Origin of the sequence: Kitasatospora sp. NPDC056800, assembly GCF_042789775.1 — a bacterium.
GTDB lineage: Bacteria > Actinomycetota > Actinomycetes > Streptomycetales > Streptomycetaceae > Kitasatospora.
In genome coordinates this window covers 4,758-26,267 of sequence record NZ_JBHUAL010000006.1, presented here as the reverse complement: position 1 = coordinate 26,267, position 21,510 = coordinate 4,758, and the positions used below count along the sequence as shown (strand labels likewise).

The window sequence follows — 21,510 nt, the reverse complement described above, 5'->3', positions numbered from 1 at the left end:
GCCTTTCGGTCGGCGAACGGGGGCGTGCGACGGGGGATTTCCTATTTCTCCGGACGCGGATTCCGGGTGTTTTTTGTGTGTTAGGGGAAGATGTTTTGGCCGGGGGTGAGGGTGTGGGTGGGGTCGTAGGTGTTTTTGGCGTTGGTGAGGGTGGTCCAGTGGGGGCCGTAGTGGTTTTGCCAGTCGGTTTGGGTCATGTTGGGGATGGCGCCGACGAGGTAGCGTTTGGCGCCGAGTTGGGTGGCGGTGTTGTAGAGGGTGCGGTTGCGGGTGAGGGCGGGTTGGGGGTTGGTGTTGGGGTGGGGGAAGGCGAGGAAGTCGAAGAGGTAGGTGGTGGGTTCGCCCGGGGTGATGGCGAGGGGGTGGGTGAGTTTGTTGGTGTGGAAGGGGTAGCAGAGGAGGAGGCCGGCGCCGATTTCGTCGGGGGTGATGTGGGGGAGGGCTTGGTTGAGGAAGGTGGGGGTGGTGGTGGCGGGGAGGAAGAGGGAGAGCCAGGGTTTGGGGGCGTTCCAGTAGCCGAGGTTTTTGATGGTGTCGGCGAAGGTGTCGGCGCGGTAGGTGTAGTCGCGGTAGGTGGTGTCGTTGGTTTCGGTGGTGGTGGGGTTGAGTCCGGTGAGGAGGGTTTGGGGGTTGGGGGGTGTGGTGTTGTAGTGGGCGACGGCTTCGATTTTGTAGCGGGGGGGTTGTCCGTTGGGTTGGATGAGGATTTCGCCGACTTGGGAGGGGAAGCGGCCGTCGTTGAGGATGGTTTGTTGGTCGGTGAGGAAGGTGTGTTGGTCGTTGTAGGTGAGGGTGAGGACGAGGGCGCGTGTGGGGGCGGGGATGAGTTTGACGGTGGCGCGGGTGATGATGCCGACTTGGCCGGCGCCGGCGAGGGCGGTGTGGAAGAGGTCGGGGTTGCGGGTGGGGGTGGCGGTGAGGATGCGGCCGGTGCCGGTGACGATTTCGATGGATTCGACGGTGTCGGCTTGGAGGCCGTGTTTGTGGACGGTGGAGCCGATGCCGCCGATGCTGATGGTGCCGCCGATGGAGAGGTGGAGGTAGTCGGTGAGGCAGGGGGGTGTGAGGTTTTGGGCGAGGGCGGCGTCGGTGAGTTGGGCCCAGGTGACGCCGGCGTCGACGGTGGCGTTGGTGGGGGTGATGGTGTGGATGCGGTTGAGGGCGCGGGCGTTGATGCTGATGCCGCCGGCGGCGCCGGCTTGGCCGTAGTTGGAGTGTGATTCGAGGTCGTTGCCGGTGCCGCTTTGGCCGTTCATGGCGACTTTGAGGCCGTTGTGGCGGGCGTAGTTGATGATGTTGGCGATGTCGTGGGGGCCGGCGGGGTTGAGGACGGCGTAGGGGGTGGTGGTGGTGAGGCGGCCGAAGTCGTGGGCGTGGGCGGTGGTGGTGGTGGGGTTGGTGGTGAGGGTGCCTTGGAGGGGGGGTAGGGGGGCGATGTGGCCGGGGGGTGTGGGGGTGTTGGTGGTGGCCCAGGTGCGGGTGGTGGTGTTGAAGCCGATGATGGTGGCGGCTGCTGCGGTGAGGAGGGTGCGTCGGGTGAGGTCGGGGTGGGTCATGCGGGGTGGTCTCCTTGGTGGTGTGGGTGGTTGGTGGTGGGGGGTGGTGGGCGGGCCTGGTTGGTGCGGGAGAGGGGTGACCGACCGGGCCATCGGGCCGGTCGGCGAGGTGAAGTCCCGTTCGTTTTGGGCTTGTTGACGGTGGTGCGGGGACTTGCTTTCCCTGCCTGCCTGTCCTGTCCGGCCCCGTGTCGGCTTCTCTGGTGTTGCTGTACTGCGACCGTGTCCGTCCGTACTGGTTCCTGCTGGGGCTACCGGCCTTGCTGGCTCTGCCGTTCCGCTCTTGCTGTCCTGCTTCAGCCGGTCGTACTGGCCCGTTCCTGCAGGTCCGGCCGCGGTGGCCGTAACGACTGCTTCTACTGGCGTCGTTGTTGGCAGTGCACGGCTTCGTCGGTTCGGGCCGTGCTGGTCTTCGGGTTCTGCCGGCCGGTTCCGTGTTGATCTGATCGCCGTGGCTTTGCCGGCTGTTCCTGCCGTCGGCCCTGGTTCGGGGCCCTGGTCTTGCGGGTGTCGCCGGTGGTTCCTGCCGGTCCCGTCGTTCCGAGCGCATCGGCCTTCTCGGTCTTGCCGTGCCGGCGGTGTTGGGTGTTCCTGCCGGTCTTCGGGTCTCGCCGCGTTGGCTTCGTTGGTCCTGGCCGGGCTGGCTTTTGCCGCTGCCTGGTGCCCGCTGCCCGCTGCCCGTGCCGTGGGCTGTGTGTTGTTGTGGGGTGGGTGGCCGGTCCGTGGTGTGGGCCGGCCTGTCCGTTGTCCCCTTGTCCCCTTGCTCGTTGTCCCTTGCCCGTTGTTCTTGTTCCCGGTGCCGGTTGTCCCTGTCCGCGTGTCCTTGCCCCGTTGTCCGTTGGCCTTGTCCGTGTCCCGGTGCCTGTTGGCCCTGTTGGTGTGTCCTCGTCCTTGTTCGGGCGGGCTGTGGCCGTGGGCGCGTCGTCGGCGTGTGTGCGGGTGCGCGGGTGCGCGGTGTGTGGGTGGTGGGTTAGGGGTTGGGGGTGTGGTTGGTGTGGGTGGTGGTTTGGTAGTTGGTGAGGTCGAAGGTGCGGGTTTGGTGGTGGAAGCGCCAGGTGTAGGTGGGCCAGATGGAGGGGTTGTTGCCTTTGGTGTCGGTGTACCAGCTGGTGCAGCCGCCGGTGTTCCAGACGGTGTTTTTGAGGCGGTTTTGGAGGGTGTTGTTGTAGGTGGTCTGGGCGTGGGGGTGGACGTCGAGGGTGGTGAGGTGGTGGGTGTGGAGGGTTTTGAGGGCGGCGAGGATGTAGGTGATCTGGGCTTCGATCATGACGGTTTGGGAGGAGTGGCCGAGGGTGGTGTTGGGGCCGAGGAGCATGAAGAGGTTGGGGAAGCCGTGGATGGTGGTGCCGCGGTGGGCGGTCATGCCGTCGCGGTTCCAGGTGTCGGCGAGGGTGTGTCCGTTTCGGCCGTGGATGAGGTGGGCGACGGGGCGGTCGGTGGCGGTGAAGCCGGTGGCGAGGATGATGGTGTCGATGTGGCGGGTGGTGCCGTCGGTGGTGGTGATGTGGGTGGGGCCGATGCGGGTGATGGTGTCGGAGACGATGTCGACGTTGGGTTGTTGGATGGCGGGGTACCAGGTGTTGGAGAAGAGGAGGCGTTTGCAGCCGACGGTGTAGTCGGGGGTGAGGCGCTTGCGCAGGGCGGGGTCGGTGACGGATTTTTTGAGGTGGCCGGCGGCCATGTTCTTCATGCCGGTGGTGCGGGAGGGGCGGGACATGAAGAACGCGACGATTTCGCGGCCGTGTTTGTTGAAGGTGCGGCGGAAGCGCTGGTAGCCGGGGAGGTGGCGGAGCATCCAGGTGTGGCGGGGGGTGTTGGGTTTGTCGGGTTTGGCGGCGACCCAGGGGGGTGTGCGCTGGTAGAGGTCGAGGCGGTTGACGTCGGGTTGGATGGCGGGGACGAACTGGATGGCGGAGGCGCCGGTGCCGATGACGGCGACGTCGCGGCCGGTCAGGTCGTGGTCGTGGTTCCAGCGTGAGGAGTGGAAGACGGTTCCGGTGAAGGTGTCGAGGCCGGGGATGTTCGGGATGGCGGGGTCGGAGAGGTAGCCGGTGCCGGTGATGAGGGCCTGGGCGGTGTAGCGGCCGTGTTTGGTGCGGATGTCCCAGTGGTGGTGGGTGTCGTTCCAGGTGGCGTCGAGGAGTTCGTGGTCGTAGCGCAGGTGGGGGTCGACGCCGTGGCGGGTGGCGCAGTCCTTGAGGTAGGCGTGGACTTCGGCCTGGGTGGCGAAGGTGGACTTCCAGTCGGGGTTGCGGGCGAAGGAGTAGGAGTAGAGGTGGGCCTGGACGTCGCAGGCGCAGCCGGGGTAGGTGTTGTCGCGCCAGGTGCCGCCGAGGTCGGTGGCGCGTTCGAAGACGAGGAAGTCGTCGATGCCGGCTTTGAGGAGGCCGATGGCGGTGCCGAGGCCGGAGATGCCGGCGCCGATGACGGCGACTTTGAGGTGGCGGACGGCGAGGTCGCCGGTGGGGTGGGGGGCGGTGGCGTGCTCGGTGCCGGCGGTGGCGGCGACGGTGATGGCCGCGGCGGTGGCCGTACGGGTGCCGGTGCCCGTGCCGGTGGTGCGGGGGGCGGTCGTGGTGGCGCCCGTGCCGGAGGCGGACGCGCCCGTGCCGGAGGCGGACGTGCCGCCGGTCGTGCCCGTGCTGGTTCCCGTGTCGGTGGCCGTGCTGCTGCCGGTGGCCGTGCCCGTACCGCTGCCGGCCTTACCGGTGCTCGCGGTGCCGGTGCCGCTGCCGGGGGCCGTGCCCGTACCGGTGCCGGCCTTACCGGTGCTCGCGGTGCCGGTGCCGCTGCCGGGGGCCGTGCCCGTACCGGTGCCGGCCTTGCCGGTGCTGGCGGTGGCCGTGCCGCTGGCGGTGTTGGTGCCCGCGTTGGTGTTGGTGGTGGGGGTGGGGGCCACCCCCGCCGCCGGGGCTGTGCCGGTGCTGGCGTCGGTGGGTGTGCCGGTGCCGGTGGTGGTGGTGTTGGTGGTGCGGTTGGGGGCGGGGGTGGTGGTCATGGCGTCGGTGTCCTTGTCTCGGGTGTCCTGGGTGGGCCCGGGGGTCAGGCGCGGCGGGTGAGGGTGACGCGGAAGTTGTTGAAGATGTGGTCTTCGAGGGTGTAGGCGAAGATGTCGAGGTAGCGCTCGAAGCGGGCGACGGTGGTCTCGTCGGTCATGGTGACGGCTTCGTCGCGGCGGGCGGCGAGGAGTTGGAGCCAGGCGCGGCAGGCGCGGGCGAAGGACTCGGGTTCGTTGCGGATCTCGGTGACCTCGAAGAGGCCGTCGAGGCCGGCGGCGAGTTCGGGCAGGCGGGGGATGTGGCAGCCTTCGAACTCCTCGCGCTGGAGGAATTTGAGGTCGTCGAGGAGCTGGCGGCGCAGTGGGGGGTTCTCGACGGTCATGGTGTGCAGGACGAAGCGGGCGCCGGGCTTGAGGAGGGAGTGGACCTGCTTGAAGAAGACGCGGTAGCGCTGGGTGCGCTCTTTGGGGGTGAGGGAGGACAGGACGAAGTGTTCGAGGGCGTTGATGCAGAACGCGGCGTCGTAGGGGGCCTGGCCGTCGGCGAGGCGGTGGTCTTCCCAGCTTTCGACGCGGGCTTCGATGGCGGGGTTGTTCAGGGCGTCGACGAAGTCGGCCTGGGTGCGGGAGAGGGTGACGCCGACGGCCTTCTTGACGCCGTGGACGGTGGTGAGGCGGTTGAGCATGGTGCCCCAGCCGCAGCCGATGTCCAGGACGGTGTCGGTGTGGGCGGCGCGGGCGAGGTCGGTGAAGGCGTCGAGTTTGCGTTCCTGGGCCTCGTCGAGGACGGCGACGAGGTCCTCGCCGTCCTCCCAGTAGCCGCCGGAGTACATCATGGTGGGGCCGAGGATGAGCCGGTAGAGCTCGTTGGGGACCTCGTAGTGGTGGCGGATGGCCTCGACGTCGGGGTTGATGGTGCGGGCTTCGACGGTGGTCATGGGATGGGCCCCTCGGTTGACGGTTGTGGGTGTGTGGGGTTGTCGGACGGCGGTGGGTCGGCCGGGGCGGGGTGGGCGGGTGGTCGGCCCGGTCGGGCCGTTTCCGTGGTGGCCGGCCCGGTGCGGGCCGTGGTGACAGGTCCGGCCGCTGTCCTGGTGCCGGCGGCGGGCGGCTGGGTGCCGTCCGGTGTCCGACGGTGGTCTTTCTGAACTCGGCCGCTGTCCCGGGTGGTTGGTGCCGTCAGGGAGAACGGTCGGGCCGTTCGGTGCTGCGTGGTGTGGTGCTGGGCCGGCCGTCGTTCAGGGCGGCTGGGTGCCGTCCGGTGTGCGGCGGTGGTTCCGGCTGAACTCGGCCGCTGTCCCGGCTGGTTGGTGCCGTCCGGGGCGGGCGGTGCGGCCGTTCGCGGTTCTTCGGTGTCTGCCGTGTCGGGCGGCTGGGTGACGCCCGGGTGGTCTTGCTGAACTCGGCTGCGTCCCCGGGTGGTTGGTGTCGTCCGGGGTGGCGGGTGCGGTGTCCGGCCGGGTGGTCGGTGGCGCCTGGTGCGGTGCCGGGCCGGTGGTGCGCGGTGGTCGCCGTGCGGGCCGGTACGGCGGGGTGGTGTGCGTGCGGGTGCGGTGTGTTGTGGGTCAGGTAAGCGTGTGTCTCGCAAGCGGTGCGCAAGGGGGCGGGGGGTGGGTGGGTTGCGGGCCGGTTGCGTGGGGGCGGGTTTCATGCGGTTTCGGCAAGACACGCGGCCCCCACGGCCTGTCGCGGGGGGTGCTTCGGTTCCCGGGTGGTGTCGACCGCTGTTCCCGGGGGGTCGTGCCGTGTTGTTCCGGAGGGTTCTCCCGCCGGCTGTCCCACCCGTTCCGCCCGTTCCGCTCGTCGTTTCCGCCTGCTTGTTGTCCGTCCGTCCGTTCCTTGTGGCCGTGTGTCCGTTCGTTCGTCCGTCCCCTCGGTGCCGTGTGTGGTGTGTTTCCGGGGGCGGGGTGCGGGGGCGCGTGTCAGGGGGCCGGCCGGGGGTGGCGGTGCGGTGGTGCGGGTGGCGGTGGGGTGGTGCGGGTGGCCGGGAGGGTTTTCCGGAGCGGTGCGGTGCGGGTCCGCGGGTGCGGGTTCGCCCGGGCTCTGTACGGGTTCACCCGGGCTCTGTACGGGTTCACCCGAGCCCTGTACGGGTTCGCCCGAGCCCTGTACGGGTTCACCCGGGCCCTGTGCGGGGTGTCGCCGAGGCGCCCGGTTCCGTCTGCCCGTCTGCCGGCCCGCTCGTGTCCGTTCGTCCGCCAGTCCGTCTGCCCGCCCGTCCGCGTTTGTCGGCCGGCCGGTGGGCGGGGTGGTCGGGGTACGGGTGCGGGGCGGGGTGGCGGCGGTTGTTCCTGGCATGTTCATTCGACGCGTTGACGTGCCCATCACCCGGGAAACGGGGGTGGGCGAGGAGAGGAACGATCACTGATGTCTCAGATTCCCACGATCGAGGACCTGGCCCAGCAGCTCCAGGCGGTCTCCGGCGCTCAGGAGATCGACGCGGACGCCGCGCTGCAGCACATCGCGGACGTCGACTCGCTGGACCTGATGGAGTGGCTGTACGGCTTCCAGAACCAGTACCCGCACATCCCGGCGGACGAGTCGCTGTTCGCGGACATCGACGACACGACGACGCTGCGGGTGGTCCACGAGCGGATCCTGGCGCTCGTGCCGGCCGAGGCCAACTGAGAACCCGGCGCGGGCGGGCGGACGAGGAGAGGGGTCGGGTGGTGAGCGGTTTCGACGTCACCGGCTGGGGCATGTCGGTGCCCGAACGGGTGGTGACCAGTGCCGAGCTCGCGGAGCGTTTCGGCGTGGACGAGCACTGGATCGTCTCGCGGTGCGGGATCCGTGAGCGCAGGGCGGTGGGCCCGGGGCAGACCACGGCGTCGATGGCCGTGGAGGCCGGGCGCCGGGCCCTGGAACGCGCGGGCCTGACGGGCGCGGACATCGCGCACCTGATCGTGGCGACGGCGACCCCGGAGCAGCCCTCGCCGGCGACGTCGGCGTTCGTCCACGACGAGCTGGGCATCGCGGGCAGCGCCCACGACGTGAACTCCGAGTGCGCCGGCTTCGTGTACGGGCTGGTGACCGCGGCGGGCCTGCTGCGCATGGACCCGCGCCCGATCCTGCTGATCGGCTCGGACACCCACACGCTGACCGCGAACCCGCGGGACCGGGACCTGTCGATCCTGGTCGGCGACGGCGCGGGAGCGGTGGTCCTGCGGCCGGGCGCGGTGGACCGCATCCGGGCGTGGAACCTGGGCGCGGACGGCTCGTGCAAGAACAGCCTGAAGGTCCTCGCCGGGGGCTCGCGGATGCCCACCACCGAGCGGACCGTCGCCGAGGGCCTGCACTACGCGCAGATCAACGGCAACGAGATCTACCTGAACGCCGTGCGCTACACGGTGCGCACGATCCGCGAGACGCTGGAGCAGGCGAAGATCACACCGCAGGACGTCGACCACGTCATCCCGCACCAGGCGAACATCCGGATCATCAACTCGGTGCTCTCCCACACGGGGATCCCCGCGGACCGGCTGGTGACGAACCTGGAGCGCTACGGGAACACCGCGTCGGCGTCGATCCCGATCGCGCTGGCGGAGGCCCTGGACTCGGGGCGGGTCAAGGACGGCGACACGGTGCTGCTGGCCGGGTTCGGCGCGGGCATGACGTGGGGCTCGGTCCTGCTGACGTGGGGAGGGGTGGCGCGGTGAGCGGCAAGGACGCCTTCGGCGCCAGGCCCGACTCCCCGGTGGCGCTGGTCACCGGCGCCTCCGGGGGGCTGGGCAGCGAGCTGGCGCTGGCGCTGGACGCGGCGGGCTGCCGGGTCGCGGTGCACTACAACAGCTCCCGGGCCGGGGCGGAGAAGGTCGCCGCCCAGCTGGTCAACGACCACGTGCTGGTGAGCGGCTCGGTCGCCGACTGGGACGCGGTCACCGCGATGTACGAGCAGGTCAAGGCCGCGCTGGGGCCGGTGGACGTGCTCGTCAACAACGGGGCGGTCCGCAAGGACGCGCTGATGGCGATGCAGAACCCCGCCGAGTGGCGGCAGGTGATCGACACGAACCTCGTCGGCTCCTTCCACACCGCCAGGGCGTGCGTGCCGGCGATGCTGCGCGCCCGCTGGGGGCGGGTGGTGAACATCGTCTCCCCGTCGGCGCTGATCGCCACCGCCGGGCAGACCGCCTACTCGGCGTCCAAGGCCGGCCTGATCGGGCTGACCCGCACGCTCGCGGCGGAGTGCGGCCGCCGGGGGGTGACCGTCAACGCCCTGTCGCCCGGCTTCATGATCACCGGCATGACGGACACCCTGCCCGAGCACGTGGTGGCGGGCATGCGGGAGAAGGTCCCGGTGCCGCGGTTCGTGACCCCGCGCGAGGTCGCCCGCTCGATCACGCTGTTCCTCGACCAGGACTGCATGACCGGCCAGGTCATCAGCATCGACTCGGGGGCCTCCATCACCTGACCGCCCGCCCCGGGCACCCGGCCGCCCCGGGTGTGTCCGCCCGGGGCCGGAGCGCCGGACCCGTCCGTCCGGGGTGGCCGGGTCCGTCCGCCCGGGTCCGCTCCGGGCCGGTGGCCGGTGGCCGGTTCCCGGTCCGCGGGTCGCCTCGTGCCGCGCCCTCTCGGCCTTCTGTCCGGCCCCGTGCCGGACAGGGGGCCGAGGGGGCGCACCCGCGTTCCCCGCTCGGGGGTGTCGCGGCAGGCCCCGGCCGGGCGCGCGGCAGCGGCAGCCCCGCCCCGCCCGCTACCGCCCGCCGGCCGCTCCGGAAGCCGCCCGCCCGCCTGGCCGTCCCGCGGCCGGCCGGCGTTGTCGTTCCCCTCGCGGAGGGTCCGGCCGGCGTCGCGTCCTACCCCTGGAACGGGTCCTCCAGGACGGGGACGCAGGGTGACAGCAGCGGATCCGTGTGCTCGCTCACCCGTCCGCGGGCCATCCTGTGGACGAGGACCTCGTTCTCACGGCCGGGGTCCTCGTCGTCGCGTACGTGCAGCAGGCCGTAGGAGCCCGGCGCCCGTTCACCGACCTCGCGGAAGAACGCCGGGATCCGCGCGTCACGGTGGTTCGAGAAGCCGCCGAGGTGGACGAACACCTCCCCGTTCATCCACCGCAGATCGAGCAGGTACGGGCTGCCGATCTCCCGGATGCGCTCCTCGATACCCCCGACGATCAGGTGGAGACGGTCGTCGTCGTACTCCTCGTCGTCGGCGCCGGCGCTCTCCAGAACCTTGATCCAGCCGTGGTACTCGAACATGGGCCGCAGCCTACTGAGCGGCCGCCCGCCGCCCGTGCCGTGGGTGGTGCCGGTGGTGACGGTGGTGTGTCGGTGGCGGGACAGCGTCCTGCCGGTGTGCCGACAGCGGTCGACGCAAGACTCGGTGACGCCCGATCAGGAACACACGACGACGAGGGAGCCGCCCGTGCCCCGACCCCGGCCCGCCACCGCCTTCCGCACCGCCTTGCGTACCGCTTCGCGTACCGCGTTCCGTGCCGCCACGGCCGTGCTCGTGCTGGCGGCCCTGGCCCCGGCCCACACCGCGACCGCCGCGCCCGCCGCGACCGCCGACAACCCCGCCGCGTCCGCCGCGCCCGTGCCGCGCCTGCACTGGGACGGGTCCTGCGCCCAGGGCTTCGAGTGCGCCACCGCCGCCGTGCCGACGGACTACCGCGACCCGCGGGGAACACCCCTGGACCTGGCCCTGATCCGCCACCGCGCCACCGACCCGGCCCACCGCATCGGCTCGCTGTTCTTCAACCCCGGCGGCCCGGGCATCCCCGGCACCGCGGCCCTGCCCGCCGTCTACGGCCTCTTCCCCGAACAGGTCCGCCGGCGCTTCGACATCGTCAGCTTCGACCCGCGCGGCACCGGCGCCTCCACCACCCTCACCTGCTTCCCCGACCCCGCCGCCGAACAGGCCCTCCTCGACGGCCTGCCCGCCGGCTTCCCGACCGCCGCCGACCAGCAGAGCGCCTGGACCCGCGCCTACACCGGCCTCGCCCGCCACTGCGCCGACAACGACACCACCGGCCTGCTCGCCCACCTGTCCACCGCCGACACCGCCCGCGACCTCGACGTGCTGCGCCAGGCCGTCGGCGACCGGCGCCTCACCTACTGGGGCACCTCGTACGGGACCCTGCTCGGCGCCGTCTACGCCAACCTCTTCCCCGACCGGGTACGCGCGATGGTCCTGGACAGCGCCCTGGACCCGCGCGCCTGGTCCACCGGCCGCACCCCCCGGCAGCGCGCCCTGCCCCCGTTCCTGCGCACCGGCAGCGACCTCGCCTCCGCCCGCACCCTGGACGCCTTCCTCGACCGCTGCGCCGCGGCCGGCCCCGCGGCGTGCGCGTTCGCGGCGGGCGACGCGGACGCGACCCGTGCCAGGTTCGCCGCCCTCCTGGAGCGGCTGCGGCGCGGGCCGCTCGCGCCCGGCACGCCGGCGCGGGAGGTGACCTACGCCTCCGCGGTGTCCACCGTCGCGTCGATGCTGTACACGGCCGCGCCGCTGCCGGGCGTCCCCGACAGCGGCTGGGCGGCCCTGGGCGTGTGGCTGCAGGAGCTGTGGACCGCCCCCGACGCACCGCCCGCCCCCGCCCCCGCTCCGGAACCGGCGCCGGGCGCGCTGTCGGGGCAGGCGCAGACCCTGGGCGCCCTGTGCGCGGACACCGTCAACCCGCCCGCCGGCGCCGACTACCCGGCCCTGGCCGCCCTCGCCGAGACGCGCTCCGGCGCCGTCGGCCCGTACTGGGTGTGGCAGACCCAGCGCTGCGCGTCCTGGCCCTCCCAGGCCGCCCGGGACCGCTACGACGGGCCGTGGGACCGCCGCACCGCCGCGCCCGTGCTGGTCGTCGCGAACACCGGTGACCCGGCCTGGCCCTACGAGGGCTCGCGCGCGATGGCCGACACCCTCGCCGGGGCCCGTCTGCTGAGCGTCGACGGCTACGGGCACACGGTCCTGGGCAACCCGAGCGCCTGCGCGGCCGGGGCGCAGGAGCGCTACCTGGTGGAGGGGCGGCTGCCGGCGCCCGGGACGGTCTGCGCGCCGGACCGCCGGCCGTTCGCCCCGCCGGGCGCGTAGCGCTCCCGGGGGACGGCGGCGGTGGCGGCTGCACGGGCCGTCGCCGTCGCGGTCGGGGCGGTGCCCGTTCCCCTCCTTTGCGCGGCGCGGGCCCGCCCCCTGCCGAGGGCGGGTCGGTTCCGGGGCCCGGGCGGGTCGTTGCGGGTCGCGGTCCGCGTCGTGCGGGGCGCCCGCCGGCGGTGGTGGCCGTGGTGTCGGCGGTGGTGTCGGCGGCGGGCGGTACGGTCGCGGCATCCGAGCGAGGAGGGCCGCATGGCGACCGGGTGGAGCCTGACGATCGACTGCGCGCACCCGGCGAGGCCGGCCGGGTTCTGGGCGCTGGCGCTGGGCTACGTGCACAGGCCCGCGCCGGCGGGGTTCGGGAGCTGGGAGGAGTGGCTCTCCTACCACGGGGTCCCGCGGGAGGAGTGGGACGACGGCGCGTACCTCTGCGATCCCGAGGGGACGGGTCCCGCCCTGTCCTTCCTGAAGGTGCCGGAGCCGAAGGCGGTGAAGAACCGGGTGCACGTGGACGTGCAGGCCGGCGGCGGCCGTGAGACGCCGTGGGAGGTGCGGTGGCCGCGCGTGGTCGAGGCGGTGGAGCGGCTGACCGCCGCGGGCGCGACGGTGGTCCGCGAGGAGGAGCCGCGGGGCAGGCCCGACCACGTGGTGATGGCCGATCCGGAGGGCAACGAGTTCTGCGTGGTCTGACCGCGGACATTCCCCTCCCGGAGGCCGCGGCCCCCGGCACCCGGGATCCCGGGTGCCGTCCCGGCCGATCCGGTCCACCCGGCCGGGCGGCCCGGCCGGCGCCGTCGGTCCCGTGTCGTTCGAGGGCTGCCGGTCAGGTCTTCGCGGTTCACGACGCGCGGTATGGCGCGCTCTGCGGGTGCCCGGAAGTCCGCCGCTCCGCTGCCCTGGGCGGTCGGGGCCCGGCGGGACGGGCGCTGGTCCGACAGCCCGCTCGACCTTCACCGGGCGGGACGCCGGGCAGTACGGTGACCGACCGGAACCCGCCACCCACGAAAGGGGACACCGCCATGGTCCACCCGGCCGTCACCCGCCTCTCGGCCCTGATCGGGGAGCCGGGAACCCCGGGCGACACCGTCGACTGGGACGAACTGGCCCGCACCACGGGCCTGCGCCTGCCCGCCGACTACCGCGACTTCGTCGCGCTCTACGGCGGCGGCGAGCTGGACGAGTACCTCGGCGTCAGCACGCCGCCGGTGGACGGCTCCCCGTACGGCGACCTCCTCGACGCGCTGGACTTCGACCCCCGGCAGGAGCCGGCCGCCCCCACTGGCGCCGCCCCGGAGGACCTGGAGCAGGGCAGGCTCCTGCCCTTCGCGGGCAGCGCCAATGGCGACGTGGTCTTCTGGCTCTGCGACACCCGTGACCCGGACGGCTGGGACGTCGTCGTCTTCAGGCGCCAGCACCGTTACGGGGAAGCGGCCTGGGTCCGCTTCGCGGCGGGCTTCGGCGACTTCCTGGCCGGAACCCTCGACGGCACGCTGGCGAACCCCTTCGGCGACAGCGGCTTCACCAGGACCCCGCACACCTACCGCCACTGGCGCCGGCCGCTGTGACCCGCACGGCGTCCGCACGCGGCCACCGGCTGCCGGTGGCCTGAGCGGGGCTGCCGGTGGTCAACGGCCCTCTCGCCCGGCCCCGTTGGCTTTCCCGGGTCCGCTCGGCGGCGGGCGGCCACGATCGGGGCCGCCCGCCGTATCCCGCTCACCGCGCCCGCCGCCTCCCGGCGTCCGGTCCCACCCCGGCGACGGTCGCCTCCGGTGCCGACGGGAACGGCAACTCCCTGAACAGGGAGCGTGGTTGCGTCGCGGCCGCCGGCTGTTGGCCGCCCGGAACCCGCTACGGGCCCGGTGGGAACACGTGACCCGTTGCGTACCGTCACCGGTCGCAGAACGTGGGCCAGGACCTTGTTCCGGGGCCGCTCGTCCGGTTCCGGGGGAGTGGTCGTCCTGCCCGGCGTGCGCGGGCATGCCGTCGACCTGACGGCGCCCCCTTCGCCGGGCCGGGGCCGGGGGAGGGGCGGCCGGTGTCAGGGGCGCTGCCGGGGGGCGGTGGCCCGGTTCCCGCCCGTCAGTCCGTCCAGGACCAGGTCCGTCAGGCGTTCGGGCAGGTCCGGTTCGTCGGGGCGGTGGCCGAGCAGGCAGCGGGTCTGGAGGGGGGCGCAGAGCAGTTCCAGTGCCAGGGCGGTGTCGGTGTCCGGGGGGAGTTCCCCGCGGTCCACGGCCCGGGCGATGATGGCGCCGGCCTGGTCGAGGCGGGAGTGCCAGAAGGTCTGCCAGGCCTCGGCGAGGTCGGGGTCGTCGGCGCTGAGGGCGGCGGCCCGGGTGACGGAGCGGCCGGTGGGGGTGGCGAGGTAGCGGGCCAGGGCGCGGGCGAAGGCGGCCAGGTCGGTGCGGACGGCCCCGGTGTCGGGGACGGGGACGCCCTCGTTGCTGCCGGTGAGCATGGCGTCCAGGACGAGTTTCTCCCGGGTGCCCCAACGCCGGTACACGGTGGTCTCGTTGACGCCGGCGCGGGCCGCGACCCCGGCGACGGTGAGCCGGTCGACGCCCTCCTCGGCCAGTACCTGCGCGGCGGCGTCCAGGACGGCCTGGCGTACGCGCGCGGCCCGCCCGCCCGGGCGGCGGCGCACCGGCGGCGGCTCCGACTCCGGCCGCGGCTGCGGGTGTGGCTCGTGTTCGGTCATGTCGATCACCTCGGCCACCACACTAACGCAGGGCCGCTTGCGTTAGGCGCCGGTACGGGCGCATAGTCGTTAACGCAAGTGTTCCGGCTTTAAGAAGCTTGAGTGCGACAGGAGGCACCACCATGTCCTTCACCTGGCCCCTGGACCCGCGGGACCTGTTCGTCGAGCGCTACCCGCAGATGACCCTCGGCCTGCCCGCCGGCGAGGTGGACGCGGTCCGCGCCGCCGTCGCCGTGATGTGGCCCGACCGGCCCGGCGGCTGGGTGCACGAGTGGTCCGCCCTCGCCGCCCGCCACGCCGCCGCCGGGCGCCACCGCGAGGCCGCGCAGGCGTACGGCTGGGCCAAGTTCCCCTCCCTCGCCGACGGGCCCAAGCGCACCGCGCTCGCCCGCCAGGTCGAGCAGTACGTCCTCGCCGCCCCCGGCTTCCCGGTGGAGTTCGAGCGCCGCGTCCTCACCGTCCCCCACCGCGGCGGCGAGGCCGCCGTGCCGGTCCACCTGATGGCCGCCCCCGGCCTGCCCGCCGACGCGCCCCTCGTCCTGGCCAGCGGCGGCGTGGACTCCTGGAAGACCGACCTGCACGGCATGTGGGAGCAGCTCGCGTTCGCCCTGCCGGCGCGGCTGCTGCTGTTCGACCTCCCCGGCACCGGCGAGAGCGCCCACCTGCCGATGACCCCGCACGGCGGGGACGAGGTGGTCGCCGCACTGGTCGCCTTCGCCCGCGCGGCCGGCAACGGGAAGGTCGGCCACTTCGGCATCTCGATGGGCGGCTACTACTCCGCCCGCACCGGACTGACCGGGGCGGTGGACGCCTCCGTGGTGCTCGGCGGCCCGGTCGAGCGCGCCTTCGCCCCCGGCCGCGGCTTCGCCTTCGGCATGGACGGCATCGTCGGCAACGCCCTGGGCTTCGACACCGCGCCGACCAGGGCCGAACTCGACGCGGCCTTCGCCGGATTCGACCTGCGCCCGCTGCTGGACCGGGACGCCAACGGGCCGATGCTGGTCGTCAACGGCACCGAGGACGTCCACGTCCCCCAGGGCGACACCCTGGTGTTCGAGGGCCGCCGCGACACCCGCGTCGAACTGATCCCGGACACCGGCCACTGCGCCGTCTCCCGCTTCGGCGAGGCGATGGCCCTGATCGCCCCCTGGCTGAAGGACACCCTGGCCGCCTGAACCGGCTGCCCCGGGCGCCCCGCCACGAGACGCCCGCCGCAGGACGCCCGCCACGGCGGGTCGCCCTCCGCCCGGCGCGTCCGGGACGGGCAAAAGCGACGGCGGCCCGCCCCCCGTCCTGCCCGTCCCGCCGGAGCGGGGACGGGCGGGACACGGGGGGCGGGCCGCCGCACCACACAAGGGGTCGGCACCGCGGGCGCGGTGCCGGCCGGTCAGACGAGGGCGGCGAGCGCGGCCTCGTAGTTCGGCTCGTCGGCGATCTCCGCGACCAGCTCGGTGTGCAGGACGGTGTCGTTCTCGTCCAGGACGACGACCGCGCGCGCCGTCAGCCCGGCCAGCGGACCGTCGGCGATCGCCACACCGTAGACGTCGTGGAAGTCCCGCCCGCGCAGGGTGGACAGCGTCTTGACGTTCTCCAGGCCCTCCGCGCCGCAGAACCGGGCCTGCGCGAACGGCAGGTCCGCCGACACGCACAGCACCACGGTGTTCTCCAGCGAACCCGCCTTGGCGTTGAACGTGCGCACCGAGGTCGCGCAGGTCGGGGTGTCGATGCTGGGGAAGATGTTCAGGACCTTGCGCCGACCCGCGAAGTCCTTCAGCGACACGTCCGCGAGCCCCTCGCCGACCAGCGTGAACGACGGCGCCTGGCTGCCGGCGGCCGGCAGCGCGCCACCGACCTGCACCGGGTTCCCCTTCAGCGTGACCTGAGCCATGAAAAGCCTCCTACCAGCAGTGTGTACGGGATGCAACGCCGCCGATCCTACTGCCCGCCCCCACCCCCACCCGGGGCGACCACCAATACCGGACACCCCGACCGGCCGGAACAGGAAACGGCAGCGGGAAGCGGGAACAGGGACCCGGACAGGGAAGCGGCGAACCGGCCCGCACGGGGCCCACCCCGCGGGCCCCGCCGCACAGACCGTCAACCCGCCCACCACACGCCCCCGCCCACCGCACGGCCGCGCCCGTCCCCGCCCGCCGCACGGCCGCGCCCGTCGTCGCCCGCCCGCCGTACGGCCGCGCCCTGTGCCGGCGGTGTCCGGCCGCCCCCCGGCCGGGACCGGTCCGGCGTTCCCGGCGGACGGGGGCGGGGTGCCGGGCGGGGCGGGACCTGCCGCCCGGTCGCGGGGGAGGCGGCACCCGCGGGCGCGTCTGCCGCCGCGGCCCCGGCCGCCGCCGTCGGCCGTGTCCGCTGCCGTAGCGCGGTCCCCCCGTGCCCCGCTGCGCCCCACCGCCCACCGCGCCGCGTGGGCGGTGACCTCCCCTCACCCCCTCCCGCCCCGGGGTCAGGCGCCGTCCGCCGCGGGCACGGTGAACCGCAGCCCGGTCAGTTCCTGCGACACCTCCCACAGCCGCCGCCCCGCCCGCGGGTCCTGGGCGCGAGGGGCGGGCGAGGTCAGCGCCGGGGCCCCGCGCAGTTCGCCCGGCCCGCCCGGCCCGTACAGCTCCCCGCCGCGCACCCCGGGGGCGGTCGCCGCGTGCAGCTGTGCCAGCGCCCCGCGGGCGGGCGTCTGCGCGAGCGGGCGCAGCAGGTGCCCGAACAGCAGCCGCACCGGTGCGACGGCGCCGGCGCGGGGCAGGGCGGTGGCGGCGTAGCCGGGGTGGGCGAGCACGCTGCGCACGGGGCTGCGGGCGGCGCTCAGGCGGCGGTGGAGTTCGAGGGCGAAGAGGGCGCCCGCGAGTTTGGACTGGTTGTAGTGGCCCATGGGGGAGTAGGCGCGCTCGCCGGTGAGGTCGTCGAAGTCGATGCGGGCGCGGCGGTGGTTGGCGGAGGTGACGGTGACCACGCGCGGGTCGCGGCCCTGGGCGAGCAGGTCGATCAGGTGGGCGGTGAGGGCGAAGTGGCCGAGGTGGTTGACGGCGAACTGGAGCTCGTGGCCGTGCGGGGTGAGGGTGCGCGGGGGTGCCATGACGCCGGCGTTGTTGACCAGGACGTCGGGGTGGACGCCGTCGGCGCGCAGGCGGGTGGCGAAGGCGTGCACGGAGCGGGGGTCGCCGAGGTCCAGGCGGCGTACCTCCAGGCGGGCGGCGGGGTGGGCGGCGCTCACGCGGGCCGCGGCGCGCCGGCCCTTGTCCTCGTCGCGTACGGCGAGTACGACGCGGGCGCCGCGGCGGGCGAGGGCGTCGGTGGTGGCCAGGCCCAGGCCGCTCGCGGCGCCGGTGACGACGAACACCCGCCCGTCCAGGTCCGGTTGCGGCTCCGGGCCGGGGCCCGGCGCGGGGGCGGGGCTGCGGTCGGGGGTGTGGTTGCTTCGGGGCGTACGACTCATACGGCTCAAGGTGCCCTTACTGTCACCAAGTGTCAAGGTGGGCATTGAGCGCCGTGTGTGGCGTGGGGGCTAGGATGGGGCGGTGACCTCCCGACCCGCCGCCACCCTGGCCCAGCGCAAACGCCAGCTCGTGGCCGACGAGCTGACGCGGGCGGCGCTGGAGCTGCTGGCGGGCGGCGGGTTCGACGCCGTCACGGTGGACGAGATCGCCACCGCCGCGGGGGTGTCCAAGCGGACGTTCTTCCGCTACTTCGCGTCCAAGGAGGACGTGGTCGTCCGGTTCCTGGGCGCGCTCGGCGCGGCGATGCGCGAGGAGCTGGCCCGCCGCCCGGCGGGGGAGGCGCCCTCGGTGGCGCTGCGGCACGCGGTGTGGCGCAGCGTCGAGGACTGCGCCGGCCACGAGGAGCGCGCCCGCCAGGTGGTGCGGCTGGTCCTGTCCACCCCCGCCCTGCTCGCGCGCTTCCTGGAGCGCCAGGCGCAGTGGCGCGACGACCTCGCCGAGGAGCTCGCCGCCCGCCTCGGCCTGGACGCCGGACGCGAGCTGTACCCGCGGCTGGCCGCGGACATGGCGCTGGCGGCCTTCCACACGGTGCTCCAGCGCTGGAGCGCCGACGACGACGCTGCCGGTGGCGCCTCCGGTGGTGGCGGCGGCGCGGCGGTGGACCCCGCCGCGCTGACCGGGAGCTGCTTCGCCGTCATCGCCCCGGCCCTGGACGCCGTCGTGCGCACCCCCGCCCCCGGCGGCGCCCCCGCCACGGCCTGACCCCTGCGGCGCCGTCGGGCCGCGCCGCCCTCCCGGCCGCCCCGCGGTATCCGGCAAGGCGCCCGCCCCGCGGTGCCCGCGGAGGGGTCCGCGGGTGCCACGGGGCGGGCGCCTGCCGGACGGGCCGTCACCGTACGGGTGCGGGCGCCGGTCCGGGCGGCCGGTTCAGTTGAAGACCACGACGTCGGTGCGCATCGGCAGCGGGCTGTTCCACCCGATGCTGATCTTGAAGGTCACCACGCCGTTGCCCGGGGCGATGCTCGAGACCTGGAAGGCCGCGGCGCCGACGAACCGGTTGCCGTTGGAGTCGATCTCGGAGGCCGTGATGACGACCGTCGAGTCGATCCCGATGACGTTCCAGGACAGCTGGAGGTTGAAGGTCCCGTTGCCCGGGCTCCACGTCCACCAGGCCCGGTTCACGGAGCCGACGTTGCCGCCGATGGCCGCGAGGCCCTCGTCCCGGCCGGCGGGCAGCGAGCTGTGCGTGATCTGCGGGACCTCGGAGGCGGAAGGTTCGACTGCGGCCATGGCGGCACTCCCTGCGCCGGGAGGGCCCCCCACGAGCCCTCCGGATACCCAGAGTGTCCGCCGTTGCGCACAGCGTCACAATCACTCGTGCGAGTGAACCACCGGCGCGTCGCCGTGCCACCCGCGCCACCGCGGCCCCGGGCCGCGCGCCGCCCGGCGCGCACCGCCCGCCGGCTGGCGACCCGTCAGTCCGCGGCCCGCCCCATCCCGCCCCGTGTCCCGCGCGGCTTGCCCGCGGCCGGGCGGTGGCCGACGGTGGAGTGCGAAACGCGCCGCGCGGCCCCGCCCGCCCGGGCGCACCGCCGTCCACCCGCCCGCCCGGGCCCGAACCACCCGAGGGAGCCCCCCGTGAGGATCAACCTGGCCAGCGTCTTCGTCGACGACCAGGACAAGGCCCTGCGCTTCTACACCGACGTGCTGGGGTTCGTGAAGAAGGCCGACGTCCCGCTCGGCGACCACAGCTGGCTCACCGTCGTGTCGCCCGAACAGCCCGACGGCACCGAGCTGCTCCTGGAGCCCGACCGGCACCCCGCCGCCAGGGCCTACGTCGCGGCCCTGGCCGCCGACGGCATCCCCGCCACCTCCTTCGCCGTGGACGACGTGCACGCCGAGTACGAGCGCCTGCGCGCCCTGGGTGTGCGCTTCACCCAGGCGCCGCTGGCCATGGGGCCGGTGACCACCGCCGTCCTGGACGACACCTGCGGCAACCTCCTCCAGATCGCCCAGTACCACTGACCCCCGCCCCGCACGGCCCCCGAGGGCGCCCCGCCTTGACACCCCGGATCGTATCCAGAATATTAGATACGTCCCGAGGGGCCGGACGGCGGAAGGAGCGTGTGCGGTGGACCTGGACCCGCTGGCCGTGCACAAGGCGCTCGCCAACCCGGCGCGCGCGGACTTCCTGCGCTGGCTCAAGACGCCCGAGCGCTACTTCGACGAGCCGTACTACCGCGAGCGCGGCGTCGGCTTCCACATCGGCGTGTGCGTCACCGACATCCAGGAGCGCTCGGGGCTGTCCCAGTCGGTGGTCTCCGGCTACCTCCAGATCCTGCGCGAGGCCGGGCTGCTGGTGTCCGAGCGCGTCGGCAAGTGGACGTTCTACCGGCGCGACGAGGAGACCATCGCCGCCTTCGCCGCGTACGTGCGCGACGAACTCTGACCCCGCCCCACCCCGCTTCGGGGGGCGCCCGCCCGGCGCCCCCTTTTCTTCGACCCAAACGCATCCAACTATCTAGATTTGTGTATCCAATGGAGGCTGTCGTGCCACGCACCGCTCCCGCCCGAAACGCCCTGGCCGTCCCGGTCCTGGCACTGGGCGTGTTCGGCATCATCACCACCGAGATGGGCGTCGTCGGCGTCCTGCCCTCCTTGGCCGAACGCCTGCACGTCACCCCCGCCGCCGCCGGATGGCTGGTCGGCGCCTTCGCTCTCACCGTCGCCGCCACCGGCCCCGTCGGCGTCCTGCTCGCCTCCCGGCTGCGCCGCAAGAGCGTCCTGGCCGCGGCGCTCGCCCTCTTCGCCGTCTCCAACGCCGTCTACGCGCTCGGCCACTCCTTCCCGCTCGTCCTGGCGTTCCGGATCCTGCCCGCGCTGCTCCACCCCGTCTTCTTCGCCCTCGCCCTGACCGCCGCCACCCGCCTGGCCGCGCCCGGCAAGGCCGCCCGCGCCGCCACCACCGTCTTCGCCGGCGTCAGCGCCGGCTTCGCGTTCGGCGTGCCCGTCACCTCCTACCTCGCCGAGCACATCTCCCTGCCCGCCGCGTTCTGGGCCGCCGGCGCCGTCAACCTCCTCGCCTGCGCCGGGGTCCTCGCCTTCTTCCCCGACCTGCCCGACACCGCGCCGCCCACCTACGCCGGACAGCTGGGCATCCTGCGCCGGCCCCGGCTGTGGCTGGCCGTCGCGGCCGTCACCCTGGTGTTCGCCGCGATGTTCAGCGGCTACGGCTACATCGCCGAGTACCTGGGGAGCGTCACCGGCCTCGCCCCCTCCCTCACCGGCCCCGTCCTGATGGCCTTCGGCGTCGTCATGACCGCCGGCAACATCCTCTTCGGCCGCCTGCTGGAACGCGGCCTCGTGCGCACCGTCACCGCCTACCCGCTCCTCTACCTCGCCCTCTACCTCCTGGTCGACGCCGCCGGCCCCCACCCCCTGCCCATGCTCGCCGCCGTCCTGCTCTGGGGCGCCGTCCACTCCGGCGGCCTCGCCGTCGCCCAGGCCTGGCTCGCCCGCGACGCCACCGACGCCCCCGAGTTCGGCAACAGCCTCTTCATCTCCTTCTCCAACCTCGGCATCACCCTGGGCACCACCCTCGGCGGAGCCGTCGTCACCACCGCCGGCCCCCGCCACCTGCCCCTGGCCGGCGCCGCCCTCGCCGCCGCCGCCCTGGCCGCCGTCCTCCTGCGCCGCCGCCTGGACCCGCCCCGGCAGCCCGACCAGCCGCAGCCCGACCAGCAGTCGCGGCACGACGAGCCGCGGCAGGACGAGCCGCGGCAGGACGAGCCGCGGCAG

19 protein-coding genes are annotated in these 21,510 nt (G+C 73.7%); 11 read left to right on the top strand and 8 right to left on the bottom strand.

What is annotated here, in order from left to right; genetic code table 11:
* Positions 1–80: 80 nt before the first annotated feature.
* From ACFRQN_RS02670 to ACFRQN_RS02660, 3 genes are all read right to left on the bottom strand, one after another.
* Entirely contained in the window at positions 81–1,556 is a 1,476-nt protein-coding gene (locus ACFRQN_RS02670) for an FAD-binding protein (RefSeq protein ID WP_380737703.1), read from the bottom strand.
* 970 nt (positions 1,557–2,526) lie between these two features.
* Positions 2,527–4,554 (bottom strand): flavin-containing monooxygenase, encoded by a 2,028-nt coding sequence (locus ACFRQN_RS02665; protein ID WP_380737701.1) that lies wholly within the window; start codon positions 4,552–4,554, stop codon positions 2,527–2,529.
* A gap of 44 nt (positions 4,555–4,598) precedes the next feature.
* Positions 4,599–5,492, bottom strand: coding sequence for a class I SAM-dependent methyltransferase (locus ACFRQN_RS02660; RefSeq protein ID WP_074006253.1), 894 nt, complete (start codon positions 5,490–5,492; stop codon positions 4,599–4,601).
* A gap of 1,429 nt (positions 5,493–6,921) precedes the next feature.
* Between ACFRQN_RS02660 and ACFRQN_RS02655 the strand changes: the two genes are divergently transcribed.
* The 3 genes from ACFRQN_RS02655 to ACFRQN_RS02645 are packed head-to-tail and all read left to right on the top strand — an operon-like array spanning position 6,922 to position 8,962.
* On the top strand, positions 6,922–7,182 hold the full coding sequence (locus tag ACFRQN_RS02655; protein ID WP_049656300.1) for a hypothetical protein: 261 nt from the start codon (positions 6,922–6,924) through the stop codon (positions 7,180–7,182).
* Between the two features lie 41 nt (positions 7,183–7,223).
* Positions 7,224–8,210, top strand: coding sequence for a 3-oxoacyl-ACP synthase III family protein (locus ACFRQN_RS02650; RefSeq protein ID WP_049656304.1), 987 nt, complete (start codon positions 7,224–7,226; stop codon positions 8,208–8,210).
* Entirely contained in the window at positions 8,207–8,962 is a 756-nt protein-coding gene (locus ACFRQN_RS02645) for an SDR family NAD(P)-dependent oxidoreductase (protein ID WP_049656301.1), read from the top strand. Before ACFRQN_RS02650 ends, ACFRQN_RS02645 begins: the two co-directional genes overlap by 4 nt.
* Positions 8,963–9,347: 385 nt before the next feature.
* Here ACFRQN_RS02645 and ACFRQN_RS02640 read toward each other — a convergent pair whose 3' ends face one another.
* Entirely contained in the window at positions 9,348–9,749 is a 402-nt protein-coding gene (locus ACFRQN_RS02640; RefSeq protein ID WP_380737698.1) for an Imm7 family immunity protein, read from the bottom strand.
* Positions 9,750–9,915: 166 nt separating this feature from the next.
* On the opposite strand from ACFRQN_RS02640, the gene ACFRQN_RS02635 reads away from it, so the two are divergent.
* The 3 genes from ACFRQN_RS02635 to ACFRQN_RS02625 all read left to right on the top strand — a co-directional run bounded on the left by ACFRQN_RS02635 (position 9,916) and on the right by ACFRQN_RS02625 (position 13,136).
* Positions 9,916–11,571, top strand: coding sequence for an alpha/beta hydrolase (locus ACFRQN_RS02635; RefSeq protein WP_380737696.1), 1,656 nt, complete (start codon positions 9,916–9,918; stop codon positions 11,569–11,571).
* A 252-nt stretch (positions 11,572–11,823) separates the two neighbouring features.
* Positions 11,824–12,261 carry a VOC family protein gene (locus tag ACFRQN_RS02630; protein ID WP_380737694.1) on the top strand — a complete coding sequence of 146 codons (438 nt, stop codon included), beginning with the start codon at positions 11,824–11,826 and terminating at the stop codon, positions 12,259–12,261.
* A 329-nt stretch (positions 12,262–12,590) separates the two neighbouring features.
* On the top strand, positions 12,591–13,136 hold the full coding sequence (locus ACFRQN_RS02625; protein ID WP_380737692.1) for an SMI1/KNR4 family protein: 546 nt from the start codon (positions 12,591–12,593) through the stop codon (positions 13,134–13,136).
* Between the two features lie 473 nt (positions 13,137–13,609).
* Here ACFRQN_RS02625 and ACFRQN_RS02620 read toward each other — a convergent pair whose 3' ends face one another.
* A complete protein-coding gene (locus ACFRQN_RS02620; protein WP_380737690.1) occupies positions 13,610–14,266 on the bottom strand; it encodes a TetR/AcrR family transcriptional regulator in 657 nt (218 codons plus the stop codon).
* A 122-nt stretch (positions 14,267–14,388) separates the two neighbouring features.
* Between ACFRQN_RS02620 and ACFRQN_RS02615 the strand changes: the two genes are divergently transcribed.
* Positions 14,389–15,441, top strand: a complete 1,053-nt coding sequence (locus ACFRQN_RS02615) for an alpha/beta hydrolase (protein WP_380737688.1) — start codon at positions 14,389–14,391, stop codon at positions 15,439–15,441.
* Between the two features lie 212 nt (positions 15,442–15,653).
* Here ACFRQN_RS02615 and tpx read toward each other — a convergent pair whose 3' ends face one another.
* Together tpx and ACFRQN_RS02605 are read right to left on the bottom strand one after the other, a co-directional pair.
* Positions 15,654–16,154 (bottom strand): thiol peroxidase, encoded by a 501-nt coding sequence (gene tpx / locus ACFRQN_RS02610; RefSeq protein WP_049659074.1) that lies wholly within the window; start codon positions 16,152–16,154, stop codon positions 15,654–15,656.
* A 573-nt stretch (positions 16,155–16,727) separates the two neighbouring features.
* Positions 16,728–17,711: an oxidoreductase gene (locus ACFRQN_RS02605; RefSeq protein ID WP_380737686.1), complete on the bottom strand. Its 984-nt coding sequence runs from the start codon at positions 17,709–17,711 to the stop codon at positions 16,728–16,730.
* Between the two features lie 82 nt (positions 17,712–17,793).
* Between ACFRQN_RS02605 and ACFRQN_RS02600 the strand changes: the two genes are divergently transcribed.
* Positions 17,794–18,474: a TetR family transcriptional regulator gene (locus ACFRQN_RS02600; protein WP_380737684.1), complete on the top strand. Its 681-nt coding sequence runs from the start codon at positions 17,794–17,796 to the stop codon at positions 18,472–18,474.
* Positions 18,475–18,639: 165 nt separating this feature from the next.
* On the opposite strand, the gene ACFRQN_RS02595 is transcribed toward ACFRQN_RS02600, so the two are convergent.
* Positions 18,640–19,002 (bottom strand): hypothetical protein, encoded by a 363-nt coding sequence (locus tag ACFRQN_RS02595; protein WP_049661667.1) that lies wholly within the window; start codon positions 19,000–19,002, stop codon positions 18,640–18,642.
* A gap of 348 nt (positions 19,003–19,350) precedes the next feature.
* On the opposite strand from ACFRQN_RS02595, the gene ACFRQN_RS02590 reads away from it, so the two are divergent.
* The 3 genes from ACFRQN_RS02590 to ACFRQN_RS02580 all read left to right on the top strand — a co-directional run.
* On the top strand, positions 19,351–19,737 hold the full coding sequence (locus tag ACFRQN_RS02590; RefSeq protein ID WP_049660971.1) for a VOC family protein: 387 nt from the start codon (positions 19,351–19,353) through the stop codon (positions 19,735–19,737).
* 106 nt (positions 19,738–19,843) lie between these two features.
* The gene (locus ACFRQN_RS02585; protein ID WP_198959518.1) at positions 19,844–20,161 is read left to right on the top strand and encodes a helix-turn-helix transcriptional regulator; all 318 of its coding nucleotides are present in this window, start codon (positions 19,844–19,846) and stop codon (positions 20,159–20,161) included.
* A 101-nt stretch (positions 20,162–20,262) separates the two neighbouring features.
* Positions 20,263–21,510, top strand: a 1,248-nt coding sequence (locus tag ACFRQN_RS02580; protein ID WP_380737682.1) for an MFS transporter, incomplete at its 3' end; no start/stop codon positions are given.